Origin of the sequence: Peteryoungia aggregata LMG 23059 (assembly GCF_030814435.1) — a bacterium.
Taxonomy (GTDB): domain Bacteria; phylum Pseudomonadota; class Alphaproteobacteria; order Rhizobiales; family Rhizobiaceae; genus Allorhizobium; species Allorhizobium aggregatum.
This window is the reverse complement of record NZ_JAUSUW010000004.1, coordinates 294,181-319,875: the sequence shown is the minus strand read 5'-3', so window position 1 is coordinate 319,875 and position 25,695 is coordinate 294,181. Positions and strand designations below refer to the sequence as shown.

23 protein-coding genes are annotated in these 25,695 nt (G+C 60.7%); 14 read left to right on the top strand and 9 right to left on the bottom strand.

All coding sequences use genetic code 11. The features are described 5' to 3' along the window. Window positions 1-14: 14 nt before the first annotated feature. The 3 genes from J2045_RS08955 to J2045_RS08945 are packed head-to-tail and all read left to right on the top strand — an operon-like array spanning window position 15 to window position 4,117. Window positions 15-2,168, top strand: coding sequence for a type I secretion system permease/ATPase (locus tag J2045_RS08955; protein ID WP_307371825.1), 2,154 nt, complete (start codon window positions 15-17; stop codon window positions 2,166-2,168). Beyond that, window positions 2,165-3,457 (top strand): HlyD family type I secretion periplasmic adaptor subunit, encoded by a 1,293-nt coding sequence (locus J2045_RS08950; protein WP_166600535.1) that lies wholly within the window; start codon window positions 2,165-2,167, stop codon window positions 3,455-3,457. Before J2045_RS08955 ends, J2045_RS08950 begins: the two co-directional genes overlap by 4 nt. A gap of 3 nt (window positions 3,458-3,460) precedes the next feature. After that, window positions 3,461-4,117 (top strand): ribbon-helix-helix domain-containing protein, encoded by a 657-nt coding sequence (locus J2045_RS08945; protein ID WP_246699810.1) that lies wholly within the window; start codon window positions 3,461-3,463, stop codon window positions 4,115-4,117. A gap of 14 nt (window positions 4,118-4,131) precedes the next feature. Here the strand turns inward: J2045_RS08945 and J2045_RS08940 are convergent, their stop codons facing one another. Continuing rightward, a complete protein-coding gene (locus tag J2045_RS08940) occupies window positions 4,132-5,094 on the bottom strand; it encodes a transglutaminase-like cysteine peptidase (protein ID WP_307371821.1) in 963 nt (320 codons plus the stop codon). Between the two features lie 325 nt (window positions 5,095-5,419). Here J2045_RS08940 and J2045_RS08935 point away from each other — a divergent pair, with 325 nt between their 5' ends. From J2045_RS08935 to J2045_RS08925, 3 genes are all read left to right on the top strand, one after another. Further along, window positions 5,420-6,595 (top strand): type 1 periplasmic-binding domain-containing protein, encoded by a 1,176-nt coding sequence (locus J2045_RS08935; RefSeq protein WP_307371819.1) that lies wholly within the window; start codon window positions 5,420-5,422, stop codon window positions 6,593-6,595. Window positions 6,596-6,738: 143 nt separating this feature from the next. Then, window positions 6,739-7,275, top strand: a complete 537-nt coding sequence (locus tag J2045_RS08930) for a cytochrome b (protein ID WP_307371817.1) — start codon at window positions 6,739-6,741, stop codon at window positions 7,273-7,275. Between the two features lie 20 nt (window positions 7,276-7,295). Further along, on the top strand, window positions 7,296-8,105 hold the full coding sequence (locus J2045_RS08925; RefSeq protein WP_307371815.1) for a RibD family protein: 810 nt from the start codon (window positions 7,296-7,298) through the stop codon (window positions 8,103-8,105). Here the strand turns inward: J2045_RS08925 and J2045_RS08920 are convergent. The 4 genes from J2045_RS08920 to J2045_RS08905 are packed head-to-tail and all read right to left on the bottom strand — an operon-like array spanning window position 8,058 to window position 11,299. Then, window positions 8,058-8,861 (bottom strand): class I SAM-dependent methyltransferase, encoded by an 804-nt coding sequence (locus J2045_RS08920; RefSeq protein WP_307371813.1) that lies wholly within the window; start codon window positions 8,859-8,861, stop codon window positions 8,058-8,060. The two genes, J2045_RS08925 and J2045_RS08920, sit on opposite strands and share 48 nt — an antisense overlap. Further along, the gene (locus tag J2045_RS08915; protein ID WP_307371811.1) at window positions 8,858-9,901 is read right to left on the bottom strand and encodes a glycosyltransferase family 4 protein; all 1,044 of its coding nucleotides are present in this window, start codon (window positions 9,899-9,901) and stop codon (window positions 8,858-8,860) included. The genes J2045_RS08920 and J2045_RS08915 overlap by 4 nt, the downstream gene beginning before the upstream one ends. Beyond that, window positions 9,898-10,296, bottom strand: coding sequence for a 6-pyruvoyl trahydropterin synthase family protein (locus J2045_RS08910; protein WP_307371809.1), 399 nt, complete (start codon window positions 10,294-10,296; stop codon window positions 9,898-9,900). The genes J2045_RS08915 and J2045_RS08910 overlap by 4 nt, the downstream gene beginning before the upstream one ends. Before the next feature lie 13 nt (window positions 10,297-10,309). Further along, a complete protein-coding gene (locus J2045_RS08905; protein ID WP_307371808.1) occupies window positions 10,310-11,299 on the bottom strand; it encodes a zinc-dependent alcohol dehydrogenase in 990 nt (329 codons plus the stop codon). Window positions 11,300-11,471: 172 nt separating this feature from the next. Here J2045_RS08905 and ribA point away from each other — a divergent pair, with 172 nt between their 5' ends. The 3 genes from ribA to J2045_RS08890 all read left to right on the top strand — a co-directional run bounded on the left by ribA (window position 11,472) and on the right by J2045_RS08890 (window position 14,173). Further along, window positions 11,472-12,578: a GTP cyclohydrolase II RibA gene (gene ribA / locus J2045_RS08900; protein WP_307371805.1), complete on the top strand. Its 1,107-nt coding sequence runs from the start codon at window positions 11,472-11,474 to the stop codon at window positions 12,576-12,578. A 96-nt stretch (window positions 12,579-12,674) separates the two neighbouring features. After that, entirely contained in the window at window positions 12,675-13,418 is a 744-nt protein-coding gene (locus J2045_RS08895) for a CDP-alcohol phosphatidyltransferase family protein (protein ID WP_307371803.1), read from the top strand. Further along, a complete protein-coding gene (locus J2045_RS08890) occupies window positions 13,415-14,173 on the top strand; it encodes an FkbM family methyltransferase (protein ID WP_307371801.1) in 759 nt (252 codons plus the stop codon). The genes J2045_RS08895 and J2045_RS08890 overlap by 4 nt, the downstream gene beginning before the upstream one ends. Window positions 14,174-14,181: 8 nt before the next feature. Here the strand turns inward: J2045_RS08890 and J2045_RS08885 are convergent, their stop codons facing one another. After that, the gene (locus tag J2045_RS08885; RefSeq protein WP_166600525.1) at window positions 14,182-15,102 is read right to left on the bottom strand and encodes a lysylphosphatidylglycerol synthase transmembrane domain-containing protein; all 921 of its coding nucleotides are present in this window, start codon (window positions 15,100-15,102) and stop codon (window positions 14,182-14,184) included. A gap of 128 nt (window positions 15,103-15,230) precedes the next feature. Between J2045_RS08885 and J2045_RS08880 the strand changes: the two genes are divergently transcribed. Continuing rightward, a complete protein-coding gene (locus tag J2045_RS08880) occupies window positions 15,231-16,832 on the top strand; it encodes an alkaline phosphatase family protein (protein ID WP_307371795.1) in 1,602 nt (533 codons plus the stop codon). On the opposite strand, the gene J2045_RS08875 is transcribed toward J2045_RS08880, so the two are convergent. Further along, window positions 16,819-17,760 (bottom strand): helix-turn-helix domain-containing protein, encoded by a 942-nt coding sequence (locus J2045_RS08875; RefSeq protein ID WP_307371792.1) that lies wholly within the window; start codon window positions 17,758-17,760, stop codon window positions 16,819-16,821. The genes J2045_RS08880 and J2045_RS08875 overlap by 14 nt on opposite strands. 102 nt (window positions 17,761-17,862) lie before the next feature. Here J2045_RS08875 and pobA point away from each other — a divergent pair, with 102 nt between their 5' ends. Then, complete coding sequence (gene pobA, locus J2045_RS08870) at window positions 17,863-19,035, top strand: 4-hydroxybenzoate 3-monooxygenase (RefSeq protein WP_307371790.1); 1,173 nt, start codon at window positions 17,863-17,865, stop codon at window positions 19,033-19,035. A 214-nt stretch (window positions 19,036-19,249) separates the two neighbouring features. Continuing rightward, complete coding sequence (locus J2045_RS08865; RefSeq protein WP_307371981.1) at window positions 19,250-20,695, top strand: aldehyde dehydrogenase; 1,446 nt, start codon at window positions 19,250-19,252, stop codon at window positions 20,693-20,695. A 59-nt stretch (window positions 20,696-20,754) separates the two neighbouring features. Here the strand turns inward: J2045_RS08865 and J2045_RS08860 are convergent, their stop codons facing one another. Next, on the bottom strand, window positions 20,755-21,267 hold the full coding sequence (locus tag J2045_RS08860) for a MarR family winged helix-turn-helix transcriptional regulator (protein ID WP_166600522.1): 513 nt from the start codon (window positions 21,265-21,267) through the stop codon (window positions 20,755-20,757). Between the two features lie 160 nt (window positions 21,268-21,427). Here J2045_RS08860 and J2045_RS08855 point away from each other — a divergent pair, with 160 nt between their 5' ends. Continuing rightward, window positions 21,428-22,984 carry an AMP-binding protein gene (locus J2045_RS08855; protein WP_307371787.1) on the top strand — a complete coding sequence of 519 codons (1,557 nt, stop codon included), beginning with the start codon at window positions 21,428-21,430 and terminating at the stop codon, window positions 22,982-22,984. Window positions 22,985-23,035: 51 nt separating this feature from the next. Then, window positions 23,036-23,863 (top strand): p-hydroxycinnamoyl CoA hydratase/lyase, encoded by an 828-nt coding sequence (locus J2045_RS08850; RefSeq protein ID WP_166600520.1) that lies wholly within the window; start codon window positions 23,036-23,038, stop codon window positions 23,861-23,863. A gap of 65 nt (window positions 23,864-23,928) precedes the next feature. Here the strand turns inward: J2045_RS08850 and J2045_RS08845 are convergent, their stop codons facing one another. Continuing rightward, window positions 23,929-25,665, bottom strand: coding sequence for an acetyl/propionyl/methylcrotonyl-CoA carboxylase subunit alpha (locus J2045_RS08845; protein ID WP_307371784.1), 1,737 nt, complete (start codon window positions 25,663-25,665; stop codon window positions 23,929-23,931). Window positions 25,666-25,695 lie beyond the last annotated feature (30 nt).

Genomic DNA, 25,695 nt, shown 5'->3' with positions numbered 1-25,695 from the left:
TCCGATAGGATGACATGTTAAATTCGTTGATCGAACCGGCGGGCCCTCGTGCCCGCCTGAGCTTTCGTGCATCCTTCAAGGCTGTTGCCGCGTTTTATGGCCGGCCCAGCTCCGATACCGTGTTGTTCTCCGGTCTGCCGGATGAAATCGTCGAGTCTCTTGAGCTCGACGATGTGGAGCATGTTGCCGAACGTATCGGACTTCAGGTCATACGCGTCGCCGAGCGGGCCATTCGCGAGAACGATTTCGACTGCCCGGCGATCGTCGTCCTGAAGGATGGCGGCACCCTGCCGCTGCTCGAGGTCAGCGATGACGGCGTCTACACGCTCGACATCCGCGAGGGAACGGCGGCCGTGCGGCTGAGCCATCAGGAATTGCTGGCGCTGGGTCCCGAATTCGCCTTCGCCTTCACACTGTACTATCGCAACGACCGCGAAGAGGCGCAGATCGGGGCTGCCGACGAGATCGAGAAGCGTCACTGGCTCGTCCGGGCCCTGATGCCGTATTGGCGGACCTATCTCCGCGTCATCGTTGCGGCGCTGTTCATCAACCTGATCGCGCTCGGCTCGCCGTTGTTCACCATGAACGTCTACGACCGCGTTCTGCCGAACAAGGCAATTCCGACGCTCTGGGTGCTCGCTGTGGGCATCCTCATCGCCTATCTCTTCGACTATCTGTTGAAGGAGGCCCGTGCTGCCCTCATCGATCATGCCGGACGAAATGCCGACCTGCGCCTGTCGCAGATGATCTTCGACAAGGTGCTCAACACGACGCTTGCATCCAGGCCGCTGTCGACCGGCGAATATGCCAACCGCGTGATGCAATACGAGTTCGTACGCGAGTTCTTCACCTCGAATACGATCGGTCTTATGATCGATACGGCATTCGTCTTCATCTTCCTGATCGTGATCTATCTGATCTCAGGCTGGCTCGCGATCATCCCGGCCGTGGCACTCATCCTCTCCGTCGCCATCGGGCTTCGTGCGCAGGCGCAGATTGGCCACCGTATGGCCGCAGCGGCCAACGAGGCTTCGAAACGACAATCACTGCTGGTGGAGACGATCTCGACCATCGAGACTCTCAAGAGCCTTCGCGCCGAAGCGACAATGCTGCGTCGCTGGCAGGAACTGATGAAGCACTCGAGCCGCACCAGCGAGGAAATCAAGCATATATCGACCAATGCGATCAACCTGACGGCGCTTATCCAGCAGATCGTCGGCGTGCTGATCGTGATTGCCGGTACCTACGAGTTCTCCGAGGGCCGTCTGGCGATGGGCGCAATCGTCGCGACAGTGATGCTCGCCAGCCGCGCCGGCGCTCCTCTCGGTCAGATTGCCATGACACTTGCGCGTTTTCGTCAGGCGACGCTGTCACTTCGTATCCTCGATCAGGTTATGGAGCAGCCCGAGGATCGGCCTTCGACCGTCGGGTTCGTCAATCGCGAGATCAATCAGGGCGGCTTCAGCTTCCAGGACGTGACCTTCCAGTACCCGGGCTCTGACAACCCTGTCATCAACAAGCTGTCACTGACGGTGCAGCCCGGCGAGAAAGTCGGCATCATCGGTCGTATCGGATCCGGGAAGACGACGCTTGGTCGCCTTCTCGATGGCCTTTTCGTGCCGACTGAAGGGCGTATTCTGATCGATGGCGTCGACATTCGTCAGTACCACATGTCGGAGGTGCGCTCGGCCGTCGCGGTTGCGGGGCAGTCGTCGGATCTCTTCTCCGGAACGGTCAAGGAGAATCTGCTGATTGGCCGCGCCGATGCCACAGATGAGGAGTTGCTCGAAGTTGCCCGTATGACCGGTGTGGAAGAATTCGTCTCGCGTCACCCGCGCGGCTTCGACATGCCCGTCGGCGAGAGGGGTTCCAATCTGTCGAGCGGCCAGAAACAGGCGATGACGATTGCGCGCCTCCTTTTGACCAAGCCGAAGATCGTTTTCCTCGATGAGCCTTCCGGAGCGATGGACCTCGCCAGCGAGCGCCACCTGATCAACCGGCTATCGAGCGCGTTCGACAAGGATACCACCCTCCTGATCGCCACCCATCGCTTTACCATGCTCGATCTCGTTGATCGCCTCATCGTGCTGGACAAGGGCCGTGTTGTGGCTGATGGCCCGAAAAAGCAGGTCATCGAAGCGATGCAGAAGCGGGGTGTGAAGCCATGAGTCGCCCGATCGCCGATACCCCTCCCTTCATGGCGCGGATTATTGTCGCGCTGGTTGCGGCATTTATCGTGATTTTCCTCGCCTGGGCGGCGATTGCGGAGATCGATGAGATTGCTCGCGGGGAAGGCAAGGTCATTCCGGTCTCCAAGACCCAGATCGTTCAGTCGTCGGAAGCCGGGGTGGTGCAGACCATTGCGGTGCAGGTTGGTCAGGTGGTACGCAAGGGCGAACTCATCGTGCAGCTCAACAACACGACCACCGAGTCTTCCCTGGGTGAGGCGGTGGCCAAGGCCCGTGCGCTTGGAGCGAAGGTCGCGCGTCTCGCGTTGGAAGAGGTTGGCGCATATGAGGAAGCCTTCGTCTGCCCGGAAGAGGTGCTGACGGTCGCGAGCAAGGTGTGCGAAAATGAAGAGCGGCTGTTCGCTGCCAACAAGGCGAGCTACGTCAACAAGCTCGGCGTTCTTCAGGAACGGGTTAATCAGCGCGAGAACGAGCTGAGCGAGGCGCAGGCCAACATCGTTCGGCTGGAGCAGAACATTGCCCAGGCAACCCGCCAGTATGACCTGATGAGCCCGCTCGCCAAGCGAGGTCTCGTCGCTCAGACGGAGGTCATCGCGCTTGAGCGTGAGCTTACGGATCAGCGAGGCCAGATCACGGTCTACCAGGAGAGCCTGGAGCGACTGCGCGGGGCCGTATCGGAAGCGCGGCTTCAGGTGGAAGAGCTTGCCCTGCAGTTGCGCCAGCAGGCGCTGACGGAAAAGGGGCAGACCCTTGCGGAACTCTCTGTCATCGACGAGACCATTCGAGGGGCATCCGATCGTGTGAGCCGTACAGATATCCGTTCACCCGTCGATGGTATCGTCAACACGCTTGAAGTGAATACAATCGGCGCCTATGTCGATCCGGGGACCGTGATTGCCGGTATCGTGCCGACGGCCGAGACGCTGCTGGTAGAAGCGAAGATTTCGCCGCGCGACGTGGCTTTCATCACGCGTGGGCAGAAGGCGATCGTCAAGGTGACCGCCTATGACTTCTCGATCTTTGGTGGGCTCGAAGGAGAGGTTACCAACGTCTCCGCTGACAGTATCGTCGACAAGGAGAAGGGCGAAACCTTCTATCTCGTCCAGGTAAAGACGGACAAATCCGAACTTGTGCGCGACGGCAAGTCCTATCCGATCATTCCGGGTATGGTCGCCTCGGCGGAAATCATGACGGGTCGCAAGACCATCCTCAGCTATTTGATGAAGCCGATCAACAAGGCGCAATCCGTCGCCCTGACCGAACGGTGAGACATGTCCTTCTCCGACCGGCATCTGATTCCGGCAGAGCAGACCGATCTCAGTCCATCGGCGCTGCAGCAGGTCGAGGAATATGATGCTGAACCCAAATTCCGGGCGATCATCGGCAAGGGTGGTACCCGGCGGGGAATTCGTCTTGAGAGTGTCTACTGGGACGGCCTGTCATGGCTGATCAATGGATCCCGTCAGTCGATGGGCGATGTGGTGGACCAGGCCGCTGCCCAAGTTGGTGAGAACAGCAACCTTGCCTCCATGCTGAGGGTCGTGGCTTTTCGGTGGATGTGGCGTCGGCTGGCGATCATGGAAAACGTCTATTCAACGGAAAACCTGAACACCCTCATTCAGGCCTGTCCCACGCCGGCAATCGTATTGACCCGTGACAAGAAGATCCAGTTCTTCAACGAGTCCTTCATGACCATGCTCAAGCAGAGGCTGGCGCTGGGCAACATCGCGCAGCTGTCCGCTGGCTTCCGCTTTGTCCTCGACACCCAGGTCGATGACGCGATCCAGAGCCTCTCGGCAAAGGGCAAGATGGTAACGACGGGCTTCACGGCCACCTGTGCCGGAAAACAGCTTTCCGGCCAGATCAACCTCGCGATGGCGCCCAGCCACCAGAAGCAGATGGTGATCGGTTACGTCGTTCGCGGGTGAGGCCGAAGCAGACCTTAGAGTTCTCCGCCTTCGCCTGGTGCGATGCTGTCGAAGCTCTTCATGGCCATCGCCTTGCCCTTGGTCCGTGTGCCGTGGAGGAAGCCACGGCCATCGGAGATCGAAAACAGCGGCTGGTAGTCCGGAAGCCGGCTGTCGGCGAGCACCTGGTTCCGCATGTTGTCCAGAATGTAATGGGTGCCCTGCACTTCAACCGAGAGAACGGCGTGATAGAAATGCCGCTTCTTGTCATAGAGAATGACGACCGTCATGTCCTGCAAGGAAAAGCCCTGGCTTTCGAGCACGGCCATCTTGAGCAGCGCATAATCCTCGCAATCGCCGAACCCGGATTTCAGTGTTTCGGACGGCGATGACCATTGGTCGATACGGCCGTGGCTGTCGGTGTCCTTGCGATAGGTTATACGACGGTTCACCTCGAGATTGACCAGGTTGAGCTTGTCGCGAACTGAGGACATCCCGCTTCCGGCAGCGGTGCGGTGGATCAAGGCGTCGGTATCGAAGCAATTTGCGCTGCCGCAGCGCAATGCGGTTCCCTGGGCGATTTCGGCAAAGGTCGGCGCAGCCTTCTTCAGCGCGCCGAGCTTCTTGAACGGAATGGCGACCGAGCCAAAGACGTCGTCGGTCTGCGGCGACTTGCGGATGGCCGGCGCAGACTTCGGTGCGGGTGCAACCGTACCAGTCGACATCAATTTGTCATTGGGAATGAAAGCGGCGGTTTCGGCGGGGCGGCGCTGGTCCAGGAGCCGTGTCGCCTCCTGCCAGCCTTCGGCGATCTTCCACGTCAGGTTCTGGCCAAAGGAAGCCGTAAACGGGCTCATGCCAAGAACCAGAGTCTGGGCCACGGTTGAGTATGAGGTCAGTGTCCCCGGCAGGATAGGGGCCGCCATCGAGTTGGATGATAGCAGCGAGGCTGCTGCGAAAGTCGAGACTGCGACAATGCTTTTCTTGTTCTTGAACATCGCTATTCTCCGATTGTTACTCGGAGACTAGTCGTATTGATTGAATTATCGGTTCCAATACATCGGAACTATACTATAAATTTATTTGGGTACATTGAAGTAAAAATCGAACATTCTGTGTAATGGTTTTTTAATCAGCCGCGCCCGACGCCCGCAAATGCGCGCGATATGCAACCCTTGCGCTTGCGCGTGGCTGCCTCGTTGATCTTGCTGGTGGTTACCATATTCTCAATCTGCCCAGATATGGGACGCCTCCACACTTGCATCCGGGCATGCCAGTGCTTACGGTTCGGGCAGGGGTCGGGAGCGAAAAGTAGCCGCAATCATGGTCGGATCAAAAAACACCTCGCGGAGATTTCTCGGCGCCGGCGCGATGGCCGTGGCGCTCTTGAGCCTTGTGTCCTGTCAGACCGATGACTTCAAGCCGGCGAGCGATGAGCGGGCATCCGCTGCGGTAGCGGGTGCCGGCGATACCGGACTTTATAACCAGACGCTTGGCTCCGGGTCGGTCAAGGTTGCCTATCTTGGTATTCGACGGGCAGATCAGCCGAGCCGGCAAGCTGACAGCGAGTATCGCGACGGCGCGGCACTGGCTGTCAACACATTGGGTTCGGATGTCGTAAAGCTGACGATGGTCGAAACCACCGAGAAGCCTGATGCGATCGAGGCGACAACCAAGACCCTCGCCCGTCAACAGGTTTCGCTGATCATCACCACAGCCCGTGGAGCGGAATTCGAGATCATCCAGCGAGGTCTTGGCGGCCTTCAGATCCCGATCGTCTCTTTCCAGGCGAATGACGTGGCCCTGCCGCCGAATGTCTACGCCTTTGTCTCAAGCCCTACCGATAGTCTGATTGAAAGCGCCTCCTTCGCCATGGCCGAAGGTGCGACACATGCCGTCATCCTGGCTTCGTCTGCAGCCGAGAAGATCGAAGCCGAACGCATCGCCCAGCAGATCAAGGCTTTCGGCGGCAAGGTTGAGCCAATCGTCGAACTTGCCGGTGGTGCGCTGCCACCCAAGGCACTCGTATCCTGGAGCAAGGCGGACATGGTCGTGCTGATGCCCGGTATCAAGTCTCCCGGCGAGGTCTTGAAAAAGGCGGACGCGGCCAAGCCTCCGCGTCCTGGCCGCCGGATCGTCGCGAGTGCCGTTCTGACGAGCCAGGATCTTCATGATCCGAAGCTTACCGGCAGCATCGTCTGCCGATATGACCAGAATGTGCAGGCGCGCATCGGCAGCCGCTTCATGGCGAGTTACGGCATGCCGGTCTCGGCCCATGCCGGTTACGGCTTCGACGCCATGGCCATGGCGATCGGACTTGCCGGCCGCTTCGGTGACGCCGGCTTTGCGCCGGAGCGCATCATGTCGCCGGATGGCTTCTCAGGTTCTCTGGGCGTTTTCCGTCTCGAGGGTGAGCGGAAGGTTCGGCGCAACTGCGACATATTCAAGGTTGCCAAGGGTTCCTATGTCTTTTTCCAGAAAGCGCCGCCGACGCTTTGATCACCACAGTGTGACCTGATCTGCGGACTGTCATCTCCCGTTTACATTGTCGTCAAACAGACACATCCTATGTCAGCTGTCACTGAAACGACACGAGGCGGGATGTTCCTGGCGCAGGTCGCCGGGAAATGGGGAATTGTGGAATGAACGGTGCGCACATGACGGGTGGAGATCAGCGTTACGCAGGTCGGCTGAGGATCTTGCACTGGGTGATCGCGGTCCTCGTTCTTGCCACGTGGCCGCTTGGCCTGATGATCGGTTTCGTCAAGGACGATGTGAAGCTCGATTTCTATCTCGTGCATGAGAGCCTCGGCTTTCTCGTCCTCTGGCTTATGCTGGTGAGGATCGGAGCAAGGCTCACCAGTCAAGCGCCTCGGGTCGAGGCACCGGTCGCTGAAAAGGCCGCTGCCCACGCGGTTCACGGCCTGCTCTATGTCTTTCTGATCGTGATGCCGGTGTCCGGATTTCTCGCAACGAACGCGCATGGCTTCCCGTTGAACTGGTTTGGTCTCGTCACGGTCTGGAGCCCCATCGGCAAGGCCCCCGACATCGCATTCACCCTGTCTGCAATCCACGCCTGGAGTGCATGGATCCTTTTGGCCCTGTTCGCGTTGCATTTTGCGGCGGTGGTCTTCCACCACGTGATCCGCCGCGACGCCACACTCTATCGCATTTTATGAGCTTTCAGGACAGGATCTCGATGCGCAAGATCGACATGACGGACCAGCTCTGGGCGCGGCTCCTGGCGATGCGGGGCAGCGCTTGTGCAAGCGCAATGGATGATGGGGACCCGGCCGTCGCTCTTTATGCGCCCATCGCTGCGGCACCTGCAGGCTTCGTCCTCGCCCAGGTCGGCCAGTCACTCGACGGGCGGGTTGCTACACCTTCAGGGGATGCCCGCGATATTTCGGGGCCCGATGGCATTGCGCATCTGCATCGCTGTCGCGCGCTCGTGGAGGCCGTCATTGTCGGGGTTGGCACAGTCAAGATGGATGATCCGCGCCTTTCCGTGCGGGCAGTCAAGGGCCCCAACCCGGTGCGTGTCGTCATCGATTGTCACGCCGAGTTGACGGGCGAGGAGCGCCTTTTTCGCGATGGCGGTGCGCCGGTCATCCTGGTCCAGGGGGACGATGCCCCGGCAAAGTCCTACAAGGCCGATATCCTTCGTGTCCGGCCCGGTGAGGGTGGGCTTGATCCTCATGACATTCTTGATGCGCTTTCGGCCCGTGGCCTGACGCGCATACTGGTCGAGGGTGGTGCCCGCACGATCGCCCGCTTCATGGAAGCAGGCCTCGTCGACCGCCTGCATGTGGCGATTGCGCCGCTCATCATCGGCTCGGGGCCTGCCGGCATCGCGCTGTCGCCAATCGAACGTCTTTCCAGTGCCTGTCGTCCAGAAGCCAGGGTCTATGCACTCGGCAGCGACATTCTCTTCGACTGCGCATTGAAACCTTCCGACCGCTCAGCGTCGCGGGAGAGCCAGGATGTCCGTGTGGCCGACCACGCATGAGCTGCCGGGCTCCGCGATCGTATCGAGCCTGAAGCGGAGCCACCTTCCGATCTCGCTATCTGTGAGACTGCCGACCTCCACGAGCGGCTTTTCGAGACCTTCGAGAAAGGCCACTTGGAGATCCCGTTCGTCCGGCCCCATCAACCATGGGCTTGTTGCTACTGCGGTGCTGTAGCGAAGTGCCTCGAAAGCCAGTCGCAAGTGTTCGGTTGCATCCGGACCGAGGGCCGGTCCGAAACCCTTGTCGAAACGCTGGTGGCGATTGAAATCGAGGACGACCTGTTGGTCGAGTGGGTGCGGGATCGACCATTCCATCATGCCGTCGTAGTTCAGGGCTGCGTAGAGGCCGGTCCTGCTTTTGGCCAGGGTTTCGGCAAAGCGATTGCAGAAATCCGCCGAACAAAGGTCGAAGAGCGCCGATGCGGTCACTACCGTGACGTTGTCGAGCGGCAGATCTTCGATTTGATTGAGGTCGAACTGCCTGAACGTAACCGCTCCACCGCTGCCGCCCCCGATGCGTCGCTCTGCTTCGGCGAGCAGCAATGGGTCATAGTCGAGCAGGTGCCACTGTGTTGTGCGCGGAACCCGTGCTGAGAGGCTGCGCCATGTCGAACCCGTCCCGCTGCCGATATCGAGGATTACCGGTACCGCATTGGCCTCTACGTGGCGTGACAGGCGCTCGACGAGCTGCATTGCTCTCGCCTTCACGTCCACCGGTTCCCGCAGCGCGAGCCAGTTCTTGTCGAAACCGCTCATGACACCTCGTCCAATGAATTCGAAATGATCCGCGCAGTCTGTGACCAATCCGGCAATAGTGCGCCGGCATGTCTCGCGGCCTTGGAGCGCGCCTCGCGTTCGCCCTCATCCTGGAGCAGCCGGCGAAGGGCCGCGGCAAAAGCGCTGACGTCATCGACCGGCACGAGGATGCCCGCTGCATCGGGGACGACCTCGGGAACGGCGCCGGCATTGCAGGCAACGATCGGTAGCCCGTGCGACAGAGCTTCCGCAAAGACCATGCCATATCCCTCGTAGCGACTCGCCAGCGCAAAGATGTCAGCTGCCATGAAGTAGGGGCGGGGGTCATCGATCTGACCCGCCAGCTGGACGCGTCCGCCGAGATCAAGACCTTCAAGCTGTCGTTCAAGCGCACCGCTCGTCTCGGGGTCCAGCGTCTTGGCCCCGACGATGGTCGCTTGCCAGTCAAGATCCTCCACTGATTTCAGGGCAGATAACAGCACGTCATGTCCCTTGCGCCGCGACAGGGTGCCGACCGAGAGGATCTGAGGGGTTGTGTTTTTCGTGGTGGAATACGCGCCCGGCTCGGTCCCGGGGAGCGCGACAGTTATCCGTCCCGGCTCGACGCCGAAATTGGCGGAGAGCTCACGTGCAGTCATCGGCGACGTGACGATCACATGCCGTGCCGCCGCGAGCGCACGGCGCTCGCTTTCGTGGAGCCGCTTCTGATCCAAGTCCGCGATCCCTGTCTCCAGGGCGAGCGGATGATGGACGAGCGCGACAATTCGCAACCGGCCAGCATGGGCCTCCGCCCATGTGTCGAGCACGCCGAAGGCGAGACCATCGATGAGGACGAGACTGTCATCGGGAAGGCTGGTCAGCAGGTATTCAGCTTGCTGTAGCGTGTGTGGTGATGGCACAGGAAAGCCCTCTCCCAGGCAAAGGAGATCCACTTCCCATCCACGCGCCCGCAGACCCTCGATGAGCTGGCGATCATAGGCGTAGCCGCCGGTCTTGAGAGAAAGGTCGCCGGGGTAGGCGAAGGTGAGGGATCCGGTCAAAGATCCGCCTCATACCATCCACGCGCCGCGTGGGATTCATGCAGGGTCACCTTGAGCCGGCAGATCCGATGGCTGCCCGGTCCGAGGCGCTTCTCGGAAACGGCTGCGGCGAGTTGATCGAATATGTGCCTGGCTATCACTTCCGTGGTGCTGACCTTGCCCTTGAAGACCGCGAGTTCGTCCAGATTCTGATAGTTGAGGGGTTTCAGGACCTCCGAAAGCACGGTGGTCGCCGCCCCGATATCCACCGCGAGCCCGTCTTCGTCGACATCGCGTGTGAAGAAAGCCGCATCAACGACGAAGGTCGCGCCATGCATCCCCTGTGCCGGACCGAAGACCGGGCGGGGCAGGCTGTGGGCGATCATGATATGGTCTCGAACTTCAACGGCGAACATGAGCTCTCTTTCATCAATAGCGAATGCGATGGCACAAGGTGTCCTGTGCAGACAGGATACGTGCATAGGCGGCGGGCAGTTCAGAAAAAGCCGTTTCTCCTGAAATCAAGCGGTCAAGGCGGATGTCGAGCAGGAGTTCCATGGCCTTTGCCATCCGGCGCGAAAAAGTCCACCGCGCGCGTCGCTTGGCCGGGATCGCGCCAACCTGAGAACTGACAAGCGAGAGCCTACGCGAATGGAAGGCGCCGCCGAGCGGTATGGCGACCGAACGATCGCCATACCAGCTCGCCTCGACAATGCGCGCCTCGAGGCCGGCGTGTGCAATCGCATTTTCCAGCGCTTCGGCTGACGCCGTCGCATTGACGAGAACGTCGAATTCGCCCTCTAGCCCCCCGGATGGGGCGAAGTTCAGGCCGAGCTCCATCGCCAGACCTCTTCGGTTCACATCGCGGTCGACCAGCACCGTCTCCGTCCCGGCAATCCGCGAGGAGAGATAGGCGACGAGTGCCCCCACGACACCGGCGCCGAAGACCGCAACCCGGTCCCCGGGCTGTATGCCGGCGTCCCAGACGATATTGAGGGCGGTCTCCATGTTGGCAGCGAGTACTGCCCGTCTTGCTGGCAGCCCGTCTGGAAGCGGGGTCACGTGGTCGGCTGGAAGGATGAAGCGATCCTGGTGAGGGTGAAGCGCGAAGACGACCTTGCCCAAAAGGTCGGATGGACCTCTTTCGATCTCTCCCACGGCTGCATAGCCATATTTGACCGGAAAGGGGAAATCGCCTTCCATGTGCGGCCCGCGCATCCTCTCGAACTCGCTCTGCGGAACCTGACCGTTGAAGATCAGCGCCTCGGTGCCGCGGCTTATGCCGCTATAGAGCGTGCGTATCTCGACATCACCCTCGCCGATGTTTGCAAGCGGTTCGACGCGCAGCTTGCAGATGCCTTCCGCTTCGAACCACAAAGCAGACGCCTGCGCGATCTCGGATACTGTCTGTTCATCCATGTCGAGCTTCAAACTGTCCTCCCCGGGACCTAGATTCTCATCCGAACGGAACGTATTGCGGTTAAAGGCATTTTGTTCCGTAACCGGCATCAAAATAATTTTATGACGGTCGCGCAAACCACCGCCAGAGCGCCGGCGTATTGATTGGTACTGAATAGGGAGAGTAAGCCTCATGTCAAAGTCCAGCCAGCCCGCTTTCCAGTTTGCGACTGCAGAAATCGAAGTGGAACGCGCCGTCGCAGAACTCCGCTATGGGCGGCCGGTGGTGATCACTGAAGGTGACCGAAAGCTCGCGGCCGTTGCACTCGACTGCGTGGCGCCCTCCCTCTACGATCAGTTTGCTGCAGCCACTGATGGGTTCCACAACCTGCTGCTGACCGCACCGCGTGCCGGCCGTCTCGGCATTGCGGGAAGCCGCGATGTGATCACGCCTCTTGCAGGCCTGGGCTTCGATGATGCCTCGCGGCTTGCCTATGCGCTCGGCGCCGAAAAGCCTTCGTTGTGGCAGCCTGCCGATGCCCTGGCCTCGCAGTCGGCCGAACTTGCGCGCATCGCTCTCCTTCTTCCTGCCATGGTGCTTGCGGACGTGAGTGCGACGAGCGACCGTTTCGCCGGATGCTGCGAGATCGCTGCGAGCCGGTTGAAGGGTGCTGACGTGGCGCGCCAGCGATTTGACAAGGTCGTTCGGACCCGCGTGCCGCTCAAGGACTACGGCGATGCTGACTTCGTCGTCTTTCGCGGAGGTCTCGCCCAGAAAGATCAGGTCGCCATCATCGTCGGCAAGCCTGATACGTCCAAGGCGGTTCCGATCCGCATCCATTCGTCCTGCATCACGGGTGATCTTTGCGGTTCGCTCAAGTGCGACTGCGGCGACCAGCTCCGCAATGGACTGGCCCTCCTGAAGCAGGCGGGCGGCGGCGTGCTTCTCTATCTGGACCAGGAAGGACGTGGCACGGGCATCGGTGCCAAGATGCGCGCCTATGGCTATCAGCATCTCGGGCTCGATACGATCGACGCCGATGCGGAACTGGGTCTTTCCGAAGACCATCGGCGCTATGAAGCAGCCGTGGCCATGCTGCGCCACCTGAATATCTCCAAGGTCGCCGTCTACACCAACAACCCGACCAAGATAGCCGGCCTCAAGCTTGGTGGCATCGACGTCGAGGCCCGGGCGGCGGTGACCGGTCGCGTGACGGCGGAAAACGAGAACTATCTGCGCACCAAGACCCTGCGCGCCGGCCACATGATGGATCTGGAAACACTGGTCGCTGCAGAGTAATCTCAGGCGGGCAGGGAGGAATTCGAGATGGCAAGCGAGCCGGAACGGCTTGGTGGCGGCGGGTTCGATGGATCCTGGGGGTTGCGGAGACATGCCTTGTTCCAAGGGGCAACTGTTCGCCGAGAGCTGCTTGTAGACACACTCGCAACACTGTGCGGTCTGTTGTTTGGAACGGCGGTCGTCGCGCTGATCGTTTCGTTCCGGCTCCCGCTCGGTTGGGATTTTGTCGCGTCCGTCATTCTCTCGTTGGCACTGATGTTCGCCTTGGTCGTCCATGCATTGCCAAGCCACCCCCATCTGCGTTTCGGCTATGCCAACCTGGTCACTGCCGTTCGCGCTTCGCTTGTCAGCCTGACCGGAGCAACAGTCCTGTGCTTCGAGAGCCTCGCTGCAACAGATCTCGCGCTCTGGACGTTGGTCTGCGTGGTTCTCGTAGCTCTTGCGCTGGACGGCGTTGATGGTTATCTCGCGCGCCGCTATCGGCAGGAATCCGCCCTGGGTGCCCGTTTCGACATGGAAATCGACGCGCTGCTGATCCTGATCCTGTCACTGGCAGCGGCGCTTCTCGACAAGGCCGGTCCGTGGGTGGTGATGATTGGCTTGATGCGCTACGGGTTTGTCGCCGCAGGCTGGATGCTGCCCCGTCTGAATGGGGCGCTGCCTCCGTCCTTCCGTCGCAAGCTTGTGTGCGTTGTCCAGATCGCGGCCCTTTGCATCATTGTCGTACCCTTCGTCATGCCACCCTATTCGACTGCGATCGCAGCTGCGGCGCTCATCGTCCTTGTTTACTCCTTTGCGGTGGACGTGCTGTATCTCCTGCGCCAGCCGGTTGGGCCATGAGCGGGTTCTCCGAGCGTTTCTCGACTTCGCTCGGGCTCGCCCGTTCGCTCATCGTGTATTACGGTCAGCCATGGCGGCGCTCGGCCCTCAGGCGATTTTATGCCTCGATCGTCAAGCCAGGTGACCTGGTCTTCGACGTCGGAGCCCATGTCGGTAGCCGTAGTCGTACATTGCTGGATCTCGGAGCTAGGGTGGTTGCTGTTGAGCCGCAGCCTGCCTTTGCCGATTTCATCGAAAACCGCTTCTCAGGCTCGTTGACCGGCTTTGAGAGGGTTGCCGTCGGTCGCGTTGCCGGAGAGATGGATCTCCTGATTTCCAGCCGCCATCCGACGGTGACCAGCATATCAAGCCGATTCGTGGAAACGGTGAAGCAGAGCAAGGGCTTTGCTCAGGTGGTCTGGGACAGGAAGGTCACCGTTCCCATGGTGACGCTTGATCATCTCGTCTCGAAATATGGCATGCCCGCCTTTTGCAAGATCGACGTCGAGGGTGCGGAGGCCGAAATCCTGCACGGGATGACGAAACCGATCCCGCTCATCGCCTTTGAGTATATTCCCGCCATGCCCTCGGTCGCTTCGAACGCGATCGATCGCCTGATGGGGCTCGGGGGCTATCGGTTCAACCGCGTGATAGGCGAACGCCATCGTTTCGTCTCGGATCGCTGGAAGACGGCGGACGAACTTCTTGTAGAGCTCTCTCAAATGCCGGCGGATGCGCCTTCTGGTGATGTCTATGCCCGGATCGAGACCAGGTGATGCGAGGCTCAGGCGCGATGGGGCTTACCACGGATCGCTTCAAGGGTGATCAGCGCCAGGCCCGGCAGGGCGCCGGCCAGCGACAGGCCACCATAGACGAGACTTGCGGCCAGGCCCTGGGTTGCGGAAGCGCCGACCAGCGGCCAGAGCGCAATCGCAGCAGCTTCACGCGTGCCCCAACCGCCGAGACCTGCCGGGATCAGCATGGCAATCAGGCACAGCGGGATGATGGTCAGTGTCGCAGTCCAGGGAAGGGTGGCCCCGACCGCATCGCTGGCGACAAAGAACGTGGCGACGTAGGTCGACACGATCAGCAGGCTCATCGTCGACTGTATCAGCCAGGCCTTGTTGCGCAAAAAGACTACGGCGATGTCTTCGCTGATCTGTGCTGCCTTGGGATAATGCCTCCTGGCGCACACCAGCCCGATGGCGGCAGCCAACACCAGAACCCCGACGCCAAACGCCAGCTGCAGCGAAAGACGCCGTGCGTCCTCCGCGCCTATGACGAATGGCCAGGCGCCGAGGCCGGACAATGCGAGCAGGAAGAAGGCCATCTGTCCGGACAACCTTTCGAATACGACTGCTTTTGCCGGACCTTTCCAGCCGCCGGGGCCGGCGTTGCGCATCCGATAGGCACGGATGGCATCCCCGGCCATGCCGCCGGGAAGGCTCTGGTTCAGGAAACTGGCCACGTGATATTCCCCGATTGCGAGCGGAATCGGGATCTGCTGGCCAAGCTGCTTTGCGGTGAACCGCCAGCGAAGCGCCGATACTGCGATCTGAATCTGCACGAGAGCCAGACCTGCAATGACGTGCCCAATAGATATCTCAGACATCGCCGACTTCAGAGCGTTGACATCCGTCCGCAATGCCAAAAAGCCCAGGAGAGTGATCAGCGCGAGCGGTGCAAGGAGACGCAGTATGGGCAAGCGGCGGGGCTTTCATCATTCGATCTGAACTCGTCAGTGAACTATACGCGAAAATGGACGGGATGGACCTTAATCAGTTCAACAATGGACGGCCAGGTCTCGCGGTCCGAATGCGGGGGCCTGTAGCCATGACGGCTCGACTGCAGATTCGGACTTTTGCCGGAACCCTTATCGTCTCGATCATCGCATGGCTCGCCTTTACCCTGCCGGATCATCCGGATGCGATCGGCTGGCAGGCGTTTTTCCGCCTGCCGCTTGAATGGCCACTGGCCATGTTGCTTCTGCTCTTCAGTCCTCTGCGGCTTCGAAAGTCTGTCGCACTCATTTCCGGGCTCTTTCTTTTCCTTGTCCTGTTCCTCAGACTGGCGGACATCGGCACGCAGGCGGCCTTTCAACGTCCATTCAATCCCTATCTCGATATCAAGATGATGGCGGATGGCTGGAATCTGATGTCGGGGACGGTCGGGACGCTTGCGGCCTTTGCGGGTGTCTTGGTTGCTGTTCTTTGCCTCATCCTCCTCCCGCTCGTGTTTCTACGCGCCGCCCGCTGGCTTGCCGAGACGCCGCGTCCGACGCGTTCTTGGTTGATCCTGGCATTTGCTGCCGTTGCGCTTGCCGGTGGCGCCGCCTATCTCGGCAACGTCCCGCGGATCGACGCCCGCATGCCGTCCTATCTGAGCGCGCGCCTGGCGCTCGTGGTCAAGTCGATCGAGGATATGCATGTCTTCGAGATCGCCCTGGCCAAAGGGGTGGAGCCCCGTCAGGGAAACGGTTTGTTTGCCGGGCTGAAGGGCCGGGACTTCGTTTTGATCTTCGTCGAGTCCTATGGTCGTTCGGCCATTGAAGATCCGCGCTATGCCGGCCTTGCCGTGCCTCGGCTGGAGGCCGTTGAAAGGCAGATCAGTGAGGCTGGCCTGGTTTCTGCCAGCGCCTGGGTGACATCGCCCACGGTCGGAGGCCTGAGCTGGCTTGCCCATGGCACGCTGCTGTCGGGTCTCTGGATCGACAGCCAGGCCCGCTATGATCGACTGATGATCAGCAATCAGCCCAGCCTCAACCGGCTTTTTGCCGAAGCCGGCTGGAAGAGTATCGCAGCGATGCCTGCGATCACGATGGATTGGCCGGAGGCGGCCTATTACGGTTATCGCCAGATACTGGCCGCTGCCGATCTGCAGTACCGCGGCAAACCCTTTAACTGGGTCACGATGCCGGATCAGTTTACGCTGGCGGCCTTCGAGCAGTTTGGCCGCGCGCCGGCCCGCTTGGCTGGCGAGAAGGTGATGGCGGAAATCGCCCTCATTTCAAGCCATGCACCCTGGACGCCGGTGCCCCGCCTCGTCGCCTGGGAGGCTGTCGGCGACGGGAGCGTCTTCAACGAGCAGGCGACCAGTGGAGATCCGCCGTCCGTCGTCTGGTCTGATCCGCAACGGGTACGGCGGCAGTATATCGAAACCATAGACTATTCGCTCCAGACACTCGGCAGCTATGTGACCCGTTTCAGCAAGGATACGGTATTCGTCATTCTCGGTGATCATCAGCCGGCCGCCATCATTACCGGCCCGAATGCTTCGCGTGCAGTACCCATTCACGTCATCAGCGCAGATCGGGACTTCATCGCTCGCTTCGAAGCCCAAGGTTTCGACGCCGGCATGGTTCCGGGTGAGCGGGCACGCGAATGGCCGATGAACGAGATGCGGAAGGTCCTCATCGACCTGTTCAGCGCATCGTGACCCTCATGGATCCGTCATCGCGCGAACCGAGACGGACCTGCTCACGTTCCCTCCACTCGCGCGGTGTCGAGCCGGTCTGGCGGCTAAAGAAGCGCGAGAAATAGGCGGGATCGGAAAAGCCGAGCCGAAAAGCCACTTCCTTTACGCTTCCAGGGGTGAAGATGAGCTCGCGCTGCGCTTCTTCGATCAGGCGTCGTGCGATCAACTCCTGGGTACCGAAGCCGGTCTTTGCCTTGAGCACACGGTTGAGGTGGGTCGGCGTGATGCCGAGTGCCGTCGCATAGAAGGTGGCGGGCCGATGGTTGCGGATTTCCCGATGCAGGAGCGTCGAGAACGCCTCGATCCTTCGGTCGTTGTCATCGGCAGGATCGGCTTCCGACAATTCCTGGGTCGCGATCCTGGCCGTCAGGGCGAGCGCGGTCGCCAGCCCCGTTTCCATCAGCACGGTTCGCCCGCTCAGACGGCCCTCCCACTCTCTGGCCACCCGTTGAAGACAGGTCTGAATGAGCGCTCCGTCTTCCACGCCCGGTTCGAGGCGTGTCACCTGCGGGGTTGACAGGAAGTGCCCCAGCGCCCCGGGCTCCCCCGGCCGGACGGGTAGGCGACTTGCGAGGAAGGTGAAGACATAGCCGTCGATGTCGGGTGAGAAGCGGAACCCGTGCCCGACTGCCGGCGGCACGGTGACCACAGAATTCGGTTCGAAACGGACAATCTCCGAGCCGAAAACGGCATCTCCGGAGCCTCCTGTGATGAGGAGGATTTGGAAGTATTGTTCATGACGATGAAGGCCGATTTCCCAATGATGCAGCGCGCTTCGGGCTGGAATCGTTTCGCAGTGTACCCAAAAGCGCGATCCTGCCGCATCCTCCTCACCGTAGAGTTCGTAGGTCGGTATGGGTCGAGCTTGATCGTTCTTGCGCTTCATCATGTTCGATATGTGCAACAAAACACGTCATCCGTCCATTGTTGCCGGGGCCTCCGACGACCAAAACTTGTCCTAAGCCAAGTTCTATGTGCCATGGGAGGATACATGCGTACCAAAGTCGCCATCATCGGGTCAGGGCCATCCGGTTTGCTGCTCGGACAACTCTTGAGCAATGCCGGCATCGACAACGTGATCATCGACCGTGTCGGCAAGGATCACATCCTGTCGCGGGTTCGCGCCGGCGTTCTGGAGGACGGTACGGTCGGGTTGCTGGACCGTGCCGGGGTCGGTTCCCGCATGCACCGCGAAGGCTTGCCGCATGACGGCTATTCGCTGGCCTTCGATGGGCGAGACCATCGTATTGATCTGTTCGACCTGACGGGTGGCAGGCGCGTGATGGTCTACGGCCAGACCGAACTGACACGCGATCTAATCGAAAAACGAGAACAGCATGGTGCTGTCACGATCTATGATGCCGTCAACGTCACTCCCGCCGGCTTCGATGGTGATAAGCCCCATGTGACCTTTGAAAAGGATGGCGTGACCCAGCGCCTCGATTGCGACTTCATCGCTGGCTGCGACGGCTTCCACGGCGCGAGCCGCAAAGCCGTGCCCGACGGTGCGATCAAGACGTATGAGAAGATCTATCCGTTCGGTTGGCTGGGAATTCTTGCCGAGGTGCCGCCGGTCAACCATGAACTGATCTATGCCAACCATCCACGCGGTTTCGCGCTTTGCTCGATGCGCTCCGAGACGCGCAGCCGGTACTATGTCCAGTGCCCGCTCGACGACAAGGTCGAGATGTGGTCGGACGAGCGTTTCTGGGACGAGATCCGCCGCCGGCTGCCCGCTCATCATGCGGAGGCCATGGTCACTGGGCCGAGCTTCGAGAAATCAATCGCACCGTTGCGTTCCTTCGTTGCCGAGCCGATGCGTTTTGGCCGGCTTTTCCTGGTGGGCGATGCAGCGCATATCGTCCCGCCGACGGGTGCCAAGGGCTTGAACCTGGCGGCTTCGGATGTGCACTACCTGATCAGCGGATTGCTGGAACACTATCAGGAGAGTTCGCAAGCAGGCCTCGATGCCTACTCCACCCGCGCACTCAAGCGTGTCTGGAAGGCGGTGCGCTTTTCGTGGTCGATGACCACCTTGTTGCACAGATTCCCGGATACCGGTGACTTCGGACAAAAGATCCAGGAAGCCGAGCTCGACTATCTAACGCAATCCCGGGCCGCCTCCACCGCCATGGCGGAGAACTATGTGGGCTTGCCATATTGACCGGCCGGAGGTCGGTCGAATGATCACTTGCCAAACATCAATTGTTTGCTAGACTTACAAAATAAGCGGGATCCTTTGGAGGGATCCCGTTGTGAACGTAGCTGCTCTGCCCGGGTGGGGGTCGGTATCAACCGACGGGGTCGAGTAGAAAGGTCGCAGGCGGGTGACCCGGCGTGCGAGCGAAACAACACAAGGAGGAGATCTCATCATGAACATGCATATCTCGCTGTTGATTAACGGTGCCGAAAAAGCGGCCGCAGGTGGGCGGACCTTTACCCGCATCAATCCCTTTACGCAGGAAGTGGCCACTACGGCTTCGGCTGCAAGCCTCGAAGATGTGAAGGCCGCCGTCGACGCTGCTTCTGCCGCGTTTCCGGCTTGGTCCAAGACAGGTCCCGGCGAGCGCCGCAAGATCCTTCTGAAGGCCGCCGACGTCATGGAATCGAAGACGGCCGAGTTCTCCGAACTCGTGATCGCCGAAACCGGCGCCACCGGCCATTGGGGTGCCTTCAACGTCATGGTCGCCGCGAGCATGCTGCGTGAAGCTGCCTCGATGACCACCCAGATCTCGGGCGAGGTCATCCCGTCGAACAAGCCGGGCTCCCTGTCGATGGGCATGCGTCAGGCCGTTGGTGTCTGCCTTGGGATTGCGCCCTGGAACGCTCCGATCATCCTGGGTACCCGTGCCGTCGCGATGCCGCTTGCCTGCGGCAATACGGTGATCCTGAAGGCCTCCGAGCAGTGCCCCGGCACCCATCGTCTGATTGCCCAGTGCCTTGTCGAGGCGGGCCTTCCGACCGGTGTCATCAGCGTTATCACCAATGCTCCGGAAGATGCGCCCCAGATCGTCGAGGCTCTGATCACCAATCCCGCCGTCAAGCGCGTCAATTTCACCGGCTCGACGAAGGTTGGCAAGATCATCGGTGAGCTCTGCGGTCGCCACCTGAAGCCTGCCCTTCTGGAGCTTGGCGGCAAGGCACCTCTCGTCATCCTCGACGATGCAGACATCGATGCAGCCGTCAATGCGGCAGCCTTCGGCGCCTTCGCCAACATGGGCCAGATCTGCATGTCGACCGAGCGTATCATCGTCGACGAGTCGATTGCGGAGGAATTCGTCACCAAGCTCGCGGCCAAGGCCTCCAAGCTTCCGGCTGGTGATCCGAAGGGTCATGTCGTCCTCGGCTCGCTGATCAGCCTGGAATCGGCGAAGAAGATGGATGAGTTGATCGCGGATGCGGTATCCAAGGGCGCCAAGCTGGTGGCCGGCGGCAAGCGTGAAGGCAGCGTTGTCGAGGCCACGTTGCTTGATGGCGTGACCCCTGAGATGCGCATGTATTCGGAAGAAAGCTTCGGACCGGTGAAGCCGATCATTCGCGTGAAGGGCGAAGAAGAAGCAATCCGCATCGCCAATGACACCGAATACGGTCTTTCCGGCGCTGTGTTCAGCCGCGACATCCGCCGTGCGCTCGCTGTTGCTGCGCGCATCGAATCCGGTATTTGCCACATCAACGGACCGACGGTGTTCGATGAGCCGCAGATGCCCTTCGGTGGCGTCAAGGGCAGTGGTTACGGTCGCTTCGGCGGCAAGGCTGCGATCACGGAGTTTACCGAGTTGCGCTGGATCACCATCGAAGATCCGAACCAGCACTATCCCTTCTGAGGGACTTCATAAGACGGCCGCCCCCAGGGCGGCCGTTTTCGTTTGAGGCTTTCTCGGTTTCAGTCGATATCGCCCGTTCCAGGCACGATGTCGGAATAGATGCGCTTCAGGCCATTGATGAAGTGTTCCAGTTCTTCGGCTGAAAAGCGTGAGGTGAAGCGCAGTTCGTGCTGCTCCTGAATATTCCGGGCCTGCTTGAGGATCTCGATCCCGGCCGACGTCAGGAGAAGCTCCTGGCGTCGCCTGTCTACCGAGGAAGGTCGCCGTTCAAGCAGGTTTCGGCTTTCAAGACGGTTGACCAATGCCATCATCGTGGCACGATCCATGCTGAGTTGGTTGGCGATGTCGATCTGGCTGACCTTCGGGTTTGCGGCAATCAGTTCGAGCACGGCGAACTGCTTCTGCGTTAGCCCCAGGTCTCCCATAGCTGCCGAATAATCCTGGTAGATTGCGACATTAGCCATGCGCAGATGGAAACCGAGGATCTCGTCGAGGCGCCCCGTGCGCAAGGGGGCACCGACTTCGAAAACACCGTCGTCATTGGCTGGCTTCAGGTCATTATGTCGAGTCATTGCTCTTCCACTTATGTGGCATCGAATATGCTCCTCATTCATGAACACTTTCGACTGCAACAGTCAAATTCACTCTTGTCAAACTTCAGAATGCAAAATAGTATGCATAACATACAAATCGCCCTGGAGACCCTGAGGGGTGGCGATCGGGAGGAAATACATGCAGCCTGAATTCCTGTCGGCCACGACGGAGGTGGGTGCCGTTGGTCTGGAGACCGACGATCCATTGACATATCGCGCCAAGGTCAGCCCGGATCGCTCGGCAGCGCTGGAGATTGCCTCCGGCCGCAACGAGACCTATGCCACGCTTGATGATCTCGTTGGACGAGCGGCGGGACTGCTTGCGAGATTGGCCACATCCGGCGTGGCCGCTCAGCGGATCGCGTTTCTCGGCCGCAATTCCATCGAGCAGATCGTCGTCTGTCTCGCTTGCCAGCGAGCCGGTCACGTCTTCGTGCCGTTGAACTGGCGGTTGGGTTCCGCCGAACTCGGGCAGATCATCGCGGATTGCGAGCCGACGCTCATTGTCCACGACAACGAATTCGAAGCGGTTCTGGCCGCGATCGGTGATGTCTTGCCGCCGATCATGGCCATTGATGGCGATGGTGGCTGGCGGCAGGCCGTATCTCGAACGGAGCGGGCAGACTCGGTGGCTGTTGACGCGGACGCTCCCTGCATCATGCTCTATACCTCCGGCACGACCGGTAGTCCGAAGGGTGTCATCATCACCCGGCGCAATGCATTTGCTTCAGCGGTCAATTTCGCCATCGTGGGGGAAGTGACGACCCGGACTGTGGCGCTTTGCGACCTTCCCTTCTTCCATACGATCGGTCTCGTCGCGATCGGGCGTACGACCCTGATGATGGGTGGACGATTGGTGATATCCGATCGCTTCTTGCCGGATCGCACTCTGGCGACGCTTGGGGATGCGGCACTCGGCGTGACGCATTACTTTGCAGTGCCCCAGATGGCAGCCGCACTCCGCAATGCACCTGGCTGGGACCCCAAGGCGCTCAAGGCCCTGCAGGCGATCTTCATCGGCGGCGCTCCCCTTTCTCCGGCGCTGATCGAGACCTTTCTCGAAGATGGTATTCCGCTGGTCAACGGCTATGGCATGAGTGAAGCGGGTACTGCGATCCATATGCCGCTCGACCGGGATGCGGTTGCTCGTTATCCCGGCAGCGTCGGTTTTCCTGCGCCGCTGCTTGCCGTCCGCCTCGTCGGCGAGGACGGCCAGGACATCCGGGATGGCGAGGTCGGAGAAATCTGGGTCAAGGGCCCCTCCGTCACTCCCGGCTACTGGAACAAGCCTGATGACACAGCCCGCGCCTTTGTCGGCGACTGGTACAGGACCGGCGATCTCGGCCGACGCGACGAAGGTGGCGTGATCCACGTGCCTGACCGGCTGAAGGACATGTACATTTCCGGTGGCGAGAACGTGTTTCCCGCCGAGGTCGAGGCCGTGATCGGCGCGCATCCGAAGGTCCGTGATGTCGCTGTGCTTGGGCTTCCCGATCCCAAATGGGGTGAGTGCGGTGTAGCCTTCATCGTGGCACTGGATGAGCCGCCTTCCCCTGAGGAAATCCTCGCCCACTGTGCTGAACGTCTGGCGTCGTACAAGCGTCCAGCCCGTATCGTATTCCTCGACCAGATCCCGCGAACAGCATCCGGCAAGGCGCAAAAGCACATCCTGCGCCAGGCTCATGCCAGCAACTGAACAACCAAGATCGCGTATCAACGCCCAGCGACATGCCACAAGGAGCCAATCATGACTGACACGAACATCAAACCAGATCCGGTGCTGGTCGAATTCGACAACGGTATCGCCTTTGTGACGCTGAACCGTCCGGAGAAGCGCAATGCGATGAGTCCGGCGCTCAACGTTCGCATGCTCGAAGTGCTCGACGAACTCGAAGCCGACGATCGCTGCGGCGTACTGGTCCTGCGCGGCGCCGGCCAGTCCTGGTCGGCGGGCATGGATCTCAAGGAATACTTCCGTGAAAACGACGGCAAGGGTCGCTCTGCCGTGCTGAAGAGCCGACGTCAGTCCGGTGGCTGGTGGAATCGCTTGATGTATTTCGAAAAGCCAACCATTGCCATGGTCAATGGCTGGTGCTTTGGCGGCGCCTTTACGCCGCTGGTTTCCTGTGACCTGGCAATTGCTGCCGACGAGGCCGTGTTCGGCCTTTCAGAGATCAACTGGGGCATCCTGCCGGGCGGCAACGTCACGCGCGCCGTGGCAGAAGTCATGAACCATCGTGATTCGCTCTACTACATCATGACGGGCGAAAATTTCGGCGGCCAGAAGGCTCGGGAGATGGGCCTCGTCAACGAGTCAGTGCCGCTCGCGGATCTGGAAACCCGTGTGCGTGCCTTGTGCGCGAGCCTCCTGGAAAAGAACCCGGTGGTTCTCAAGGCGGCCAAGGATACGTTCAAGCGTGTGCGCAACATGCCCTGGGAGCAGGCGGACGACTACATCTACGCGAAGCTCGAACAGATGCTCTTCCTCGACAAGAGCAATGGCCGCGCCGAAGGCCTGAAGCAGTTCCTCGACGACAAGTCCTACCGCCCGGGTCTCGGCGCCTACAAACGCTGATGCTGGCCAGACGTTGACCATGGAACGCCCGCGCCTGACGCGGGCGTTTGCTTTTCCGGTACCGCTCAGTCCTCGAAGCGGGCGATTTCCGCGCCTGCCTGAACATAAGTGCCGATGCTGGCGACTAGCTTCACGCGTCCGGCGCGCAGAGCCGTTACCTGTGTTTCCATCTTCATCGCCTCCATGACGGCGACGAGTGCGCCGGCCTCGACGGTTGCGCCGTCTTCAACCTTGAAGGCCTGCAGTGTTCCGGAAATGGGTGCCGTGATGCTGGACGCATCTTCGGCCTTCGCCGATGACGATCCGGCGTCGCCGTCGCTCCCGCCGGCCAATCCGCGGAGGCCAGACAGGAGAACCGTGGGGATGGCCAGTTCGTGCCGCCTTCCGTCGATTTCCACATGCGTGCGGATCAGGGAGGCTTCGAAAAGCGGCTCGGGACGGGCGGCGGGCGTGAGCATGTCGGCAAATTCGGTTTCGATCCATCGGGTATGGACGCCGAAACCGTCCTCACCGGTGAAGTCCCGGCTCTCCATCGCTGCGCGATGGAAGGGCAGGACCGTGGCCACACCCTCGATCCGGAACTCGGCAAGGGCGCGACGGGCCCGTGCCAGCGCCTGCTCGCGGGTCGCTCCGGTGACGATCAGCTTGGCCATCAGGGAATCAAAGGTGCCTGGCACTGTCGAGCCGCTGGTCACACCGGTATCGAGGCGAACCCCAGGACCAGACGGCGGATCGAAGCGCGTGATGCTGCCGGGTGTTGGCAGAAAGCCACGGCCCGGATCTTCGGCATTGATGCGGAACTCGATCGAATGACCGCGCGGGGCGGGGGTCTCTGTTACCGAGAGCCTTGCGCCCTCTGCAATCCGGAACTGTTCAATGACGAGGTCGATACCTGTCGTCTCTTCGGTGACCGGGTGCTCCACTTGCAGGCGAGTATTCACTTCGAGGAAGGAGATCGTGCCGTCAACGCCGAGCAGGAATTCCACGGTCCCGGCGCCTGAGTATCCTGCCGCAGCGCATATGCTGCGGGCTGCCTCGTGGATTGACCGGCGTTGCAGGTCGGTGATGAAGGGGGCCGGTGCCTCTTCGACGAGCTTCTGGTTTCGGCGCTGGAGCGAACAGTCCCGTGTCCCCAAGACCACCACGTTGCCGTGTCTGTCGGCAAGGACCTGGGCTTCAATGTGACGCGGCCGATCAAGGAAGCGCTCGAGGAAACACTCGCCGCGACCGAAGGCGGCCTTTGCCTCGCGAACTGCGGACTCGTAGAGTTCCGCCACCTCCTCCATCTTCCAGGCGACCTTCAGTCCGCGCCCGCCGCCGCCATGGGCGGCCTTGATGGCAACCGGGAGCCCGTGCTGTTCGGCGAAGGCCACAACTTCAGCCGCCGACTCCACCGGTCCGTCGCTGCCGGCCACCAGTGGTGCGCCGACGGACAGCGCGATCCTGCGTGCTTCCACCTTGTCGCCGAGTGCTTCGATCACATGTGGATCCGGGCCGATCCAGGTCAGGCCTGCCTCCTGCACCGCGCGAGCGAATTCCGCCCGTTCCGAGAGAAATCCATAGCCCGGGTGGACGGCATCGGCACCCGACTTGCGCGCAATCTCCAGAAGCTTTCTGATATCGAGATAGGTTTCGGATGGCTGGCTGCCGCCGAGACCATAGGCTTCGTCGGCGAGCGCCACAAACATCGCGTCCATGTCAGGATCCGCATAGACCGCGACCGACTTGAGGCCATGGTCACGACAGGCGCGGATAATGCGCACCGCAATCTCACCGCGATTGGCGATCAGCACTTTCTTCATCGGGGTCTCCTCACTGTCTCTTTGCGGCTT

Coding starts and splice junctions, on each gene's coding strand:
- J2045_RS08955 (WP_307371825.1), top strand. CDS start 15: ATGTTAAATTCGTTGATCGAACCGGCGGGCCCTCGTGCCCGCCTGAGC.
- J2045_RS08950 (WP_166600535.1), top strand. CDS start 2,165: ATGAGTCGCCCGATCGCCGATACCCCTCCCTTCATGGCGCGGATTATT.
- J2045_RS08945 (WP_246699810.1), top strand. CDS start 3,461: ATGTCCTTCTCCGACCGGCATCTGATTCCGGCAGAGCAGACCGATCTC.
- J2045_RS08940 (WP_307371821.1), bottom strand. CDS start 5,094: ATGTTCAAGAACAAGAAAAGCATTGTCGCAGTCTCGACTTTCGCAGCA.
- J2045_RS08935 (WP_307371819.1), top strand. CDS start 5,420: ATGGTCGGATCAAAAAACACCTCGCGGAGATTTCTCGGCGCCGGCGCG.
- J2045_RS08930 (WP_307371817.1), top strand. CDS start 6,739: ATGAACGGTGCGCACATGACGGGTGGAGATCAGCGTTACGCAGGTCGG.
- J2045_RS08925 (WP_307371815.1), top strand. CDS start 7,296: ATGCGCAAGATCGACATGACGGACCAGCTCTGGGCGCGGCTCCTGGCG.
- J2045_RS08920 (WP_307371813.1), bottom strand. CDS start 8,861: ATGAGCGGTTTCGACAAGAACTGGCTCGCGCTGCGGGAACCGGTGGAC.
- J2045_RS08910 (WP_307371809.1), bottom strand. CDS start 10,296: ATGTTCGCCGTTGAAGTTCGAGACCATATCATGATCGCCCACAGCCTG.
- J2045_RS08905 (WP_307371808.1), bottom strand. CDS start 11,299: ATGGATGAACAGACAGTATCCGAGATCGCGCAGGCGTCTGCTTTGTGG.
- ribA (WP_307371805.1), top strand. CDS start 11,472: ATGTCAAAGTCCAGCCAGCCCGCTTTCCAGTTTGCGACTGCAGAAATC.
- J2045_RS08890 (WP_307371801.1), top strand. CDS start 13,415: ATGAGCGGGTTCTCCGAGCGTTTCTCGACTTCGCTCGGGCTCGCCCGT.
- J2045_RS08880 (WP_307371795.1), top strand. CDS start 15,231: ATGACGGCTCGACTGCAGATTCGGACTTTTGCCGGAACCCTTATCGTC.
- J2045_RS08875 (WP_307371792.1), bottom strand. CDS start 17,760: ATGATGAAGCGCAAGAACGATCAAGCTCGACCCATACCGACCTACGAA.
- pobA (WP_307371790.1), top strand. CDS start 17,863: ATGCGTACCAAAGTCGCCATCATCGGGTCAGGGCCATCCGGTTTGCTG.
- J2045_RS08865 (WP_307371981.1), top strand. CDS start 19,250: ATGCATATCTCGCTGTTGATTAACGGTGCCGAAAAAGCGGCCGCAGGT.
- J2045_RS08860 (WP_166600522.1), bottom strand. CDS start 21,267: ATGACTCGACATAATGACCTGAAGCCAGCCAATGACGACGGTGTTTTC.
- J2045_RS08855 (WP_307371787.1), top strand. CDS start 21,428: ATGCAGCCTGAATTCCTGTCGGCCACGACGGAGGTGGGTGCCGTTGGT.
- J2045_RS08850 (WP_166600520.1), top strand. CDS start 23,036: ATGACTGACACGAACATCAAACCAGATCCGGTGCTGGTCGAATTCGAC.
- J2045_RS08845 (WP_307371784.1), bottom strand. CDS start 25,665: ATGAAGAAAGTGCTGATCGCCAATCGCGGTGAGATTGCGGTGCGCATT.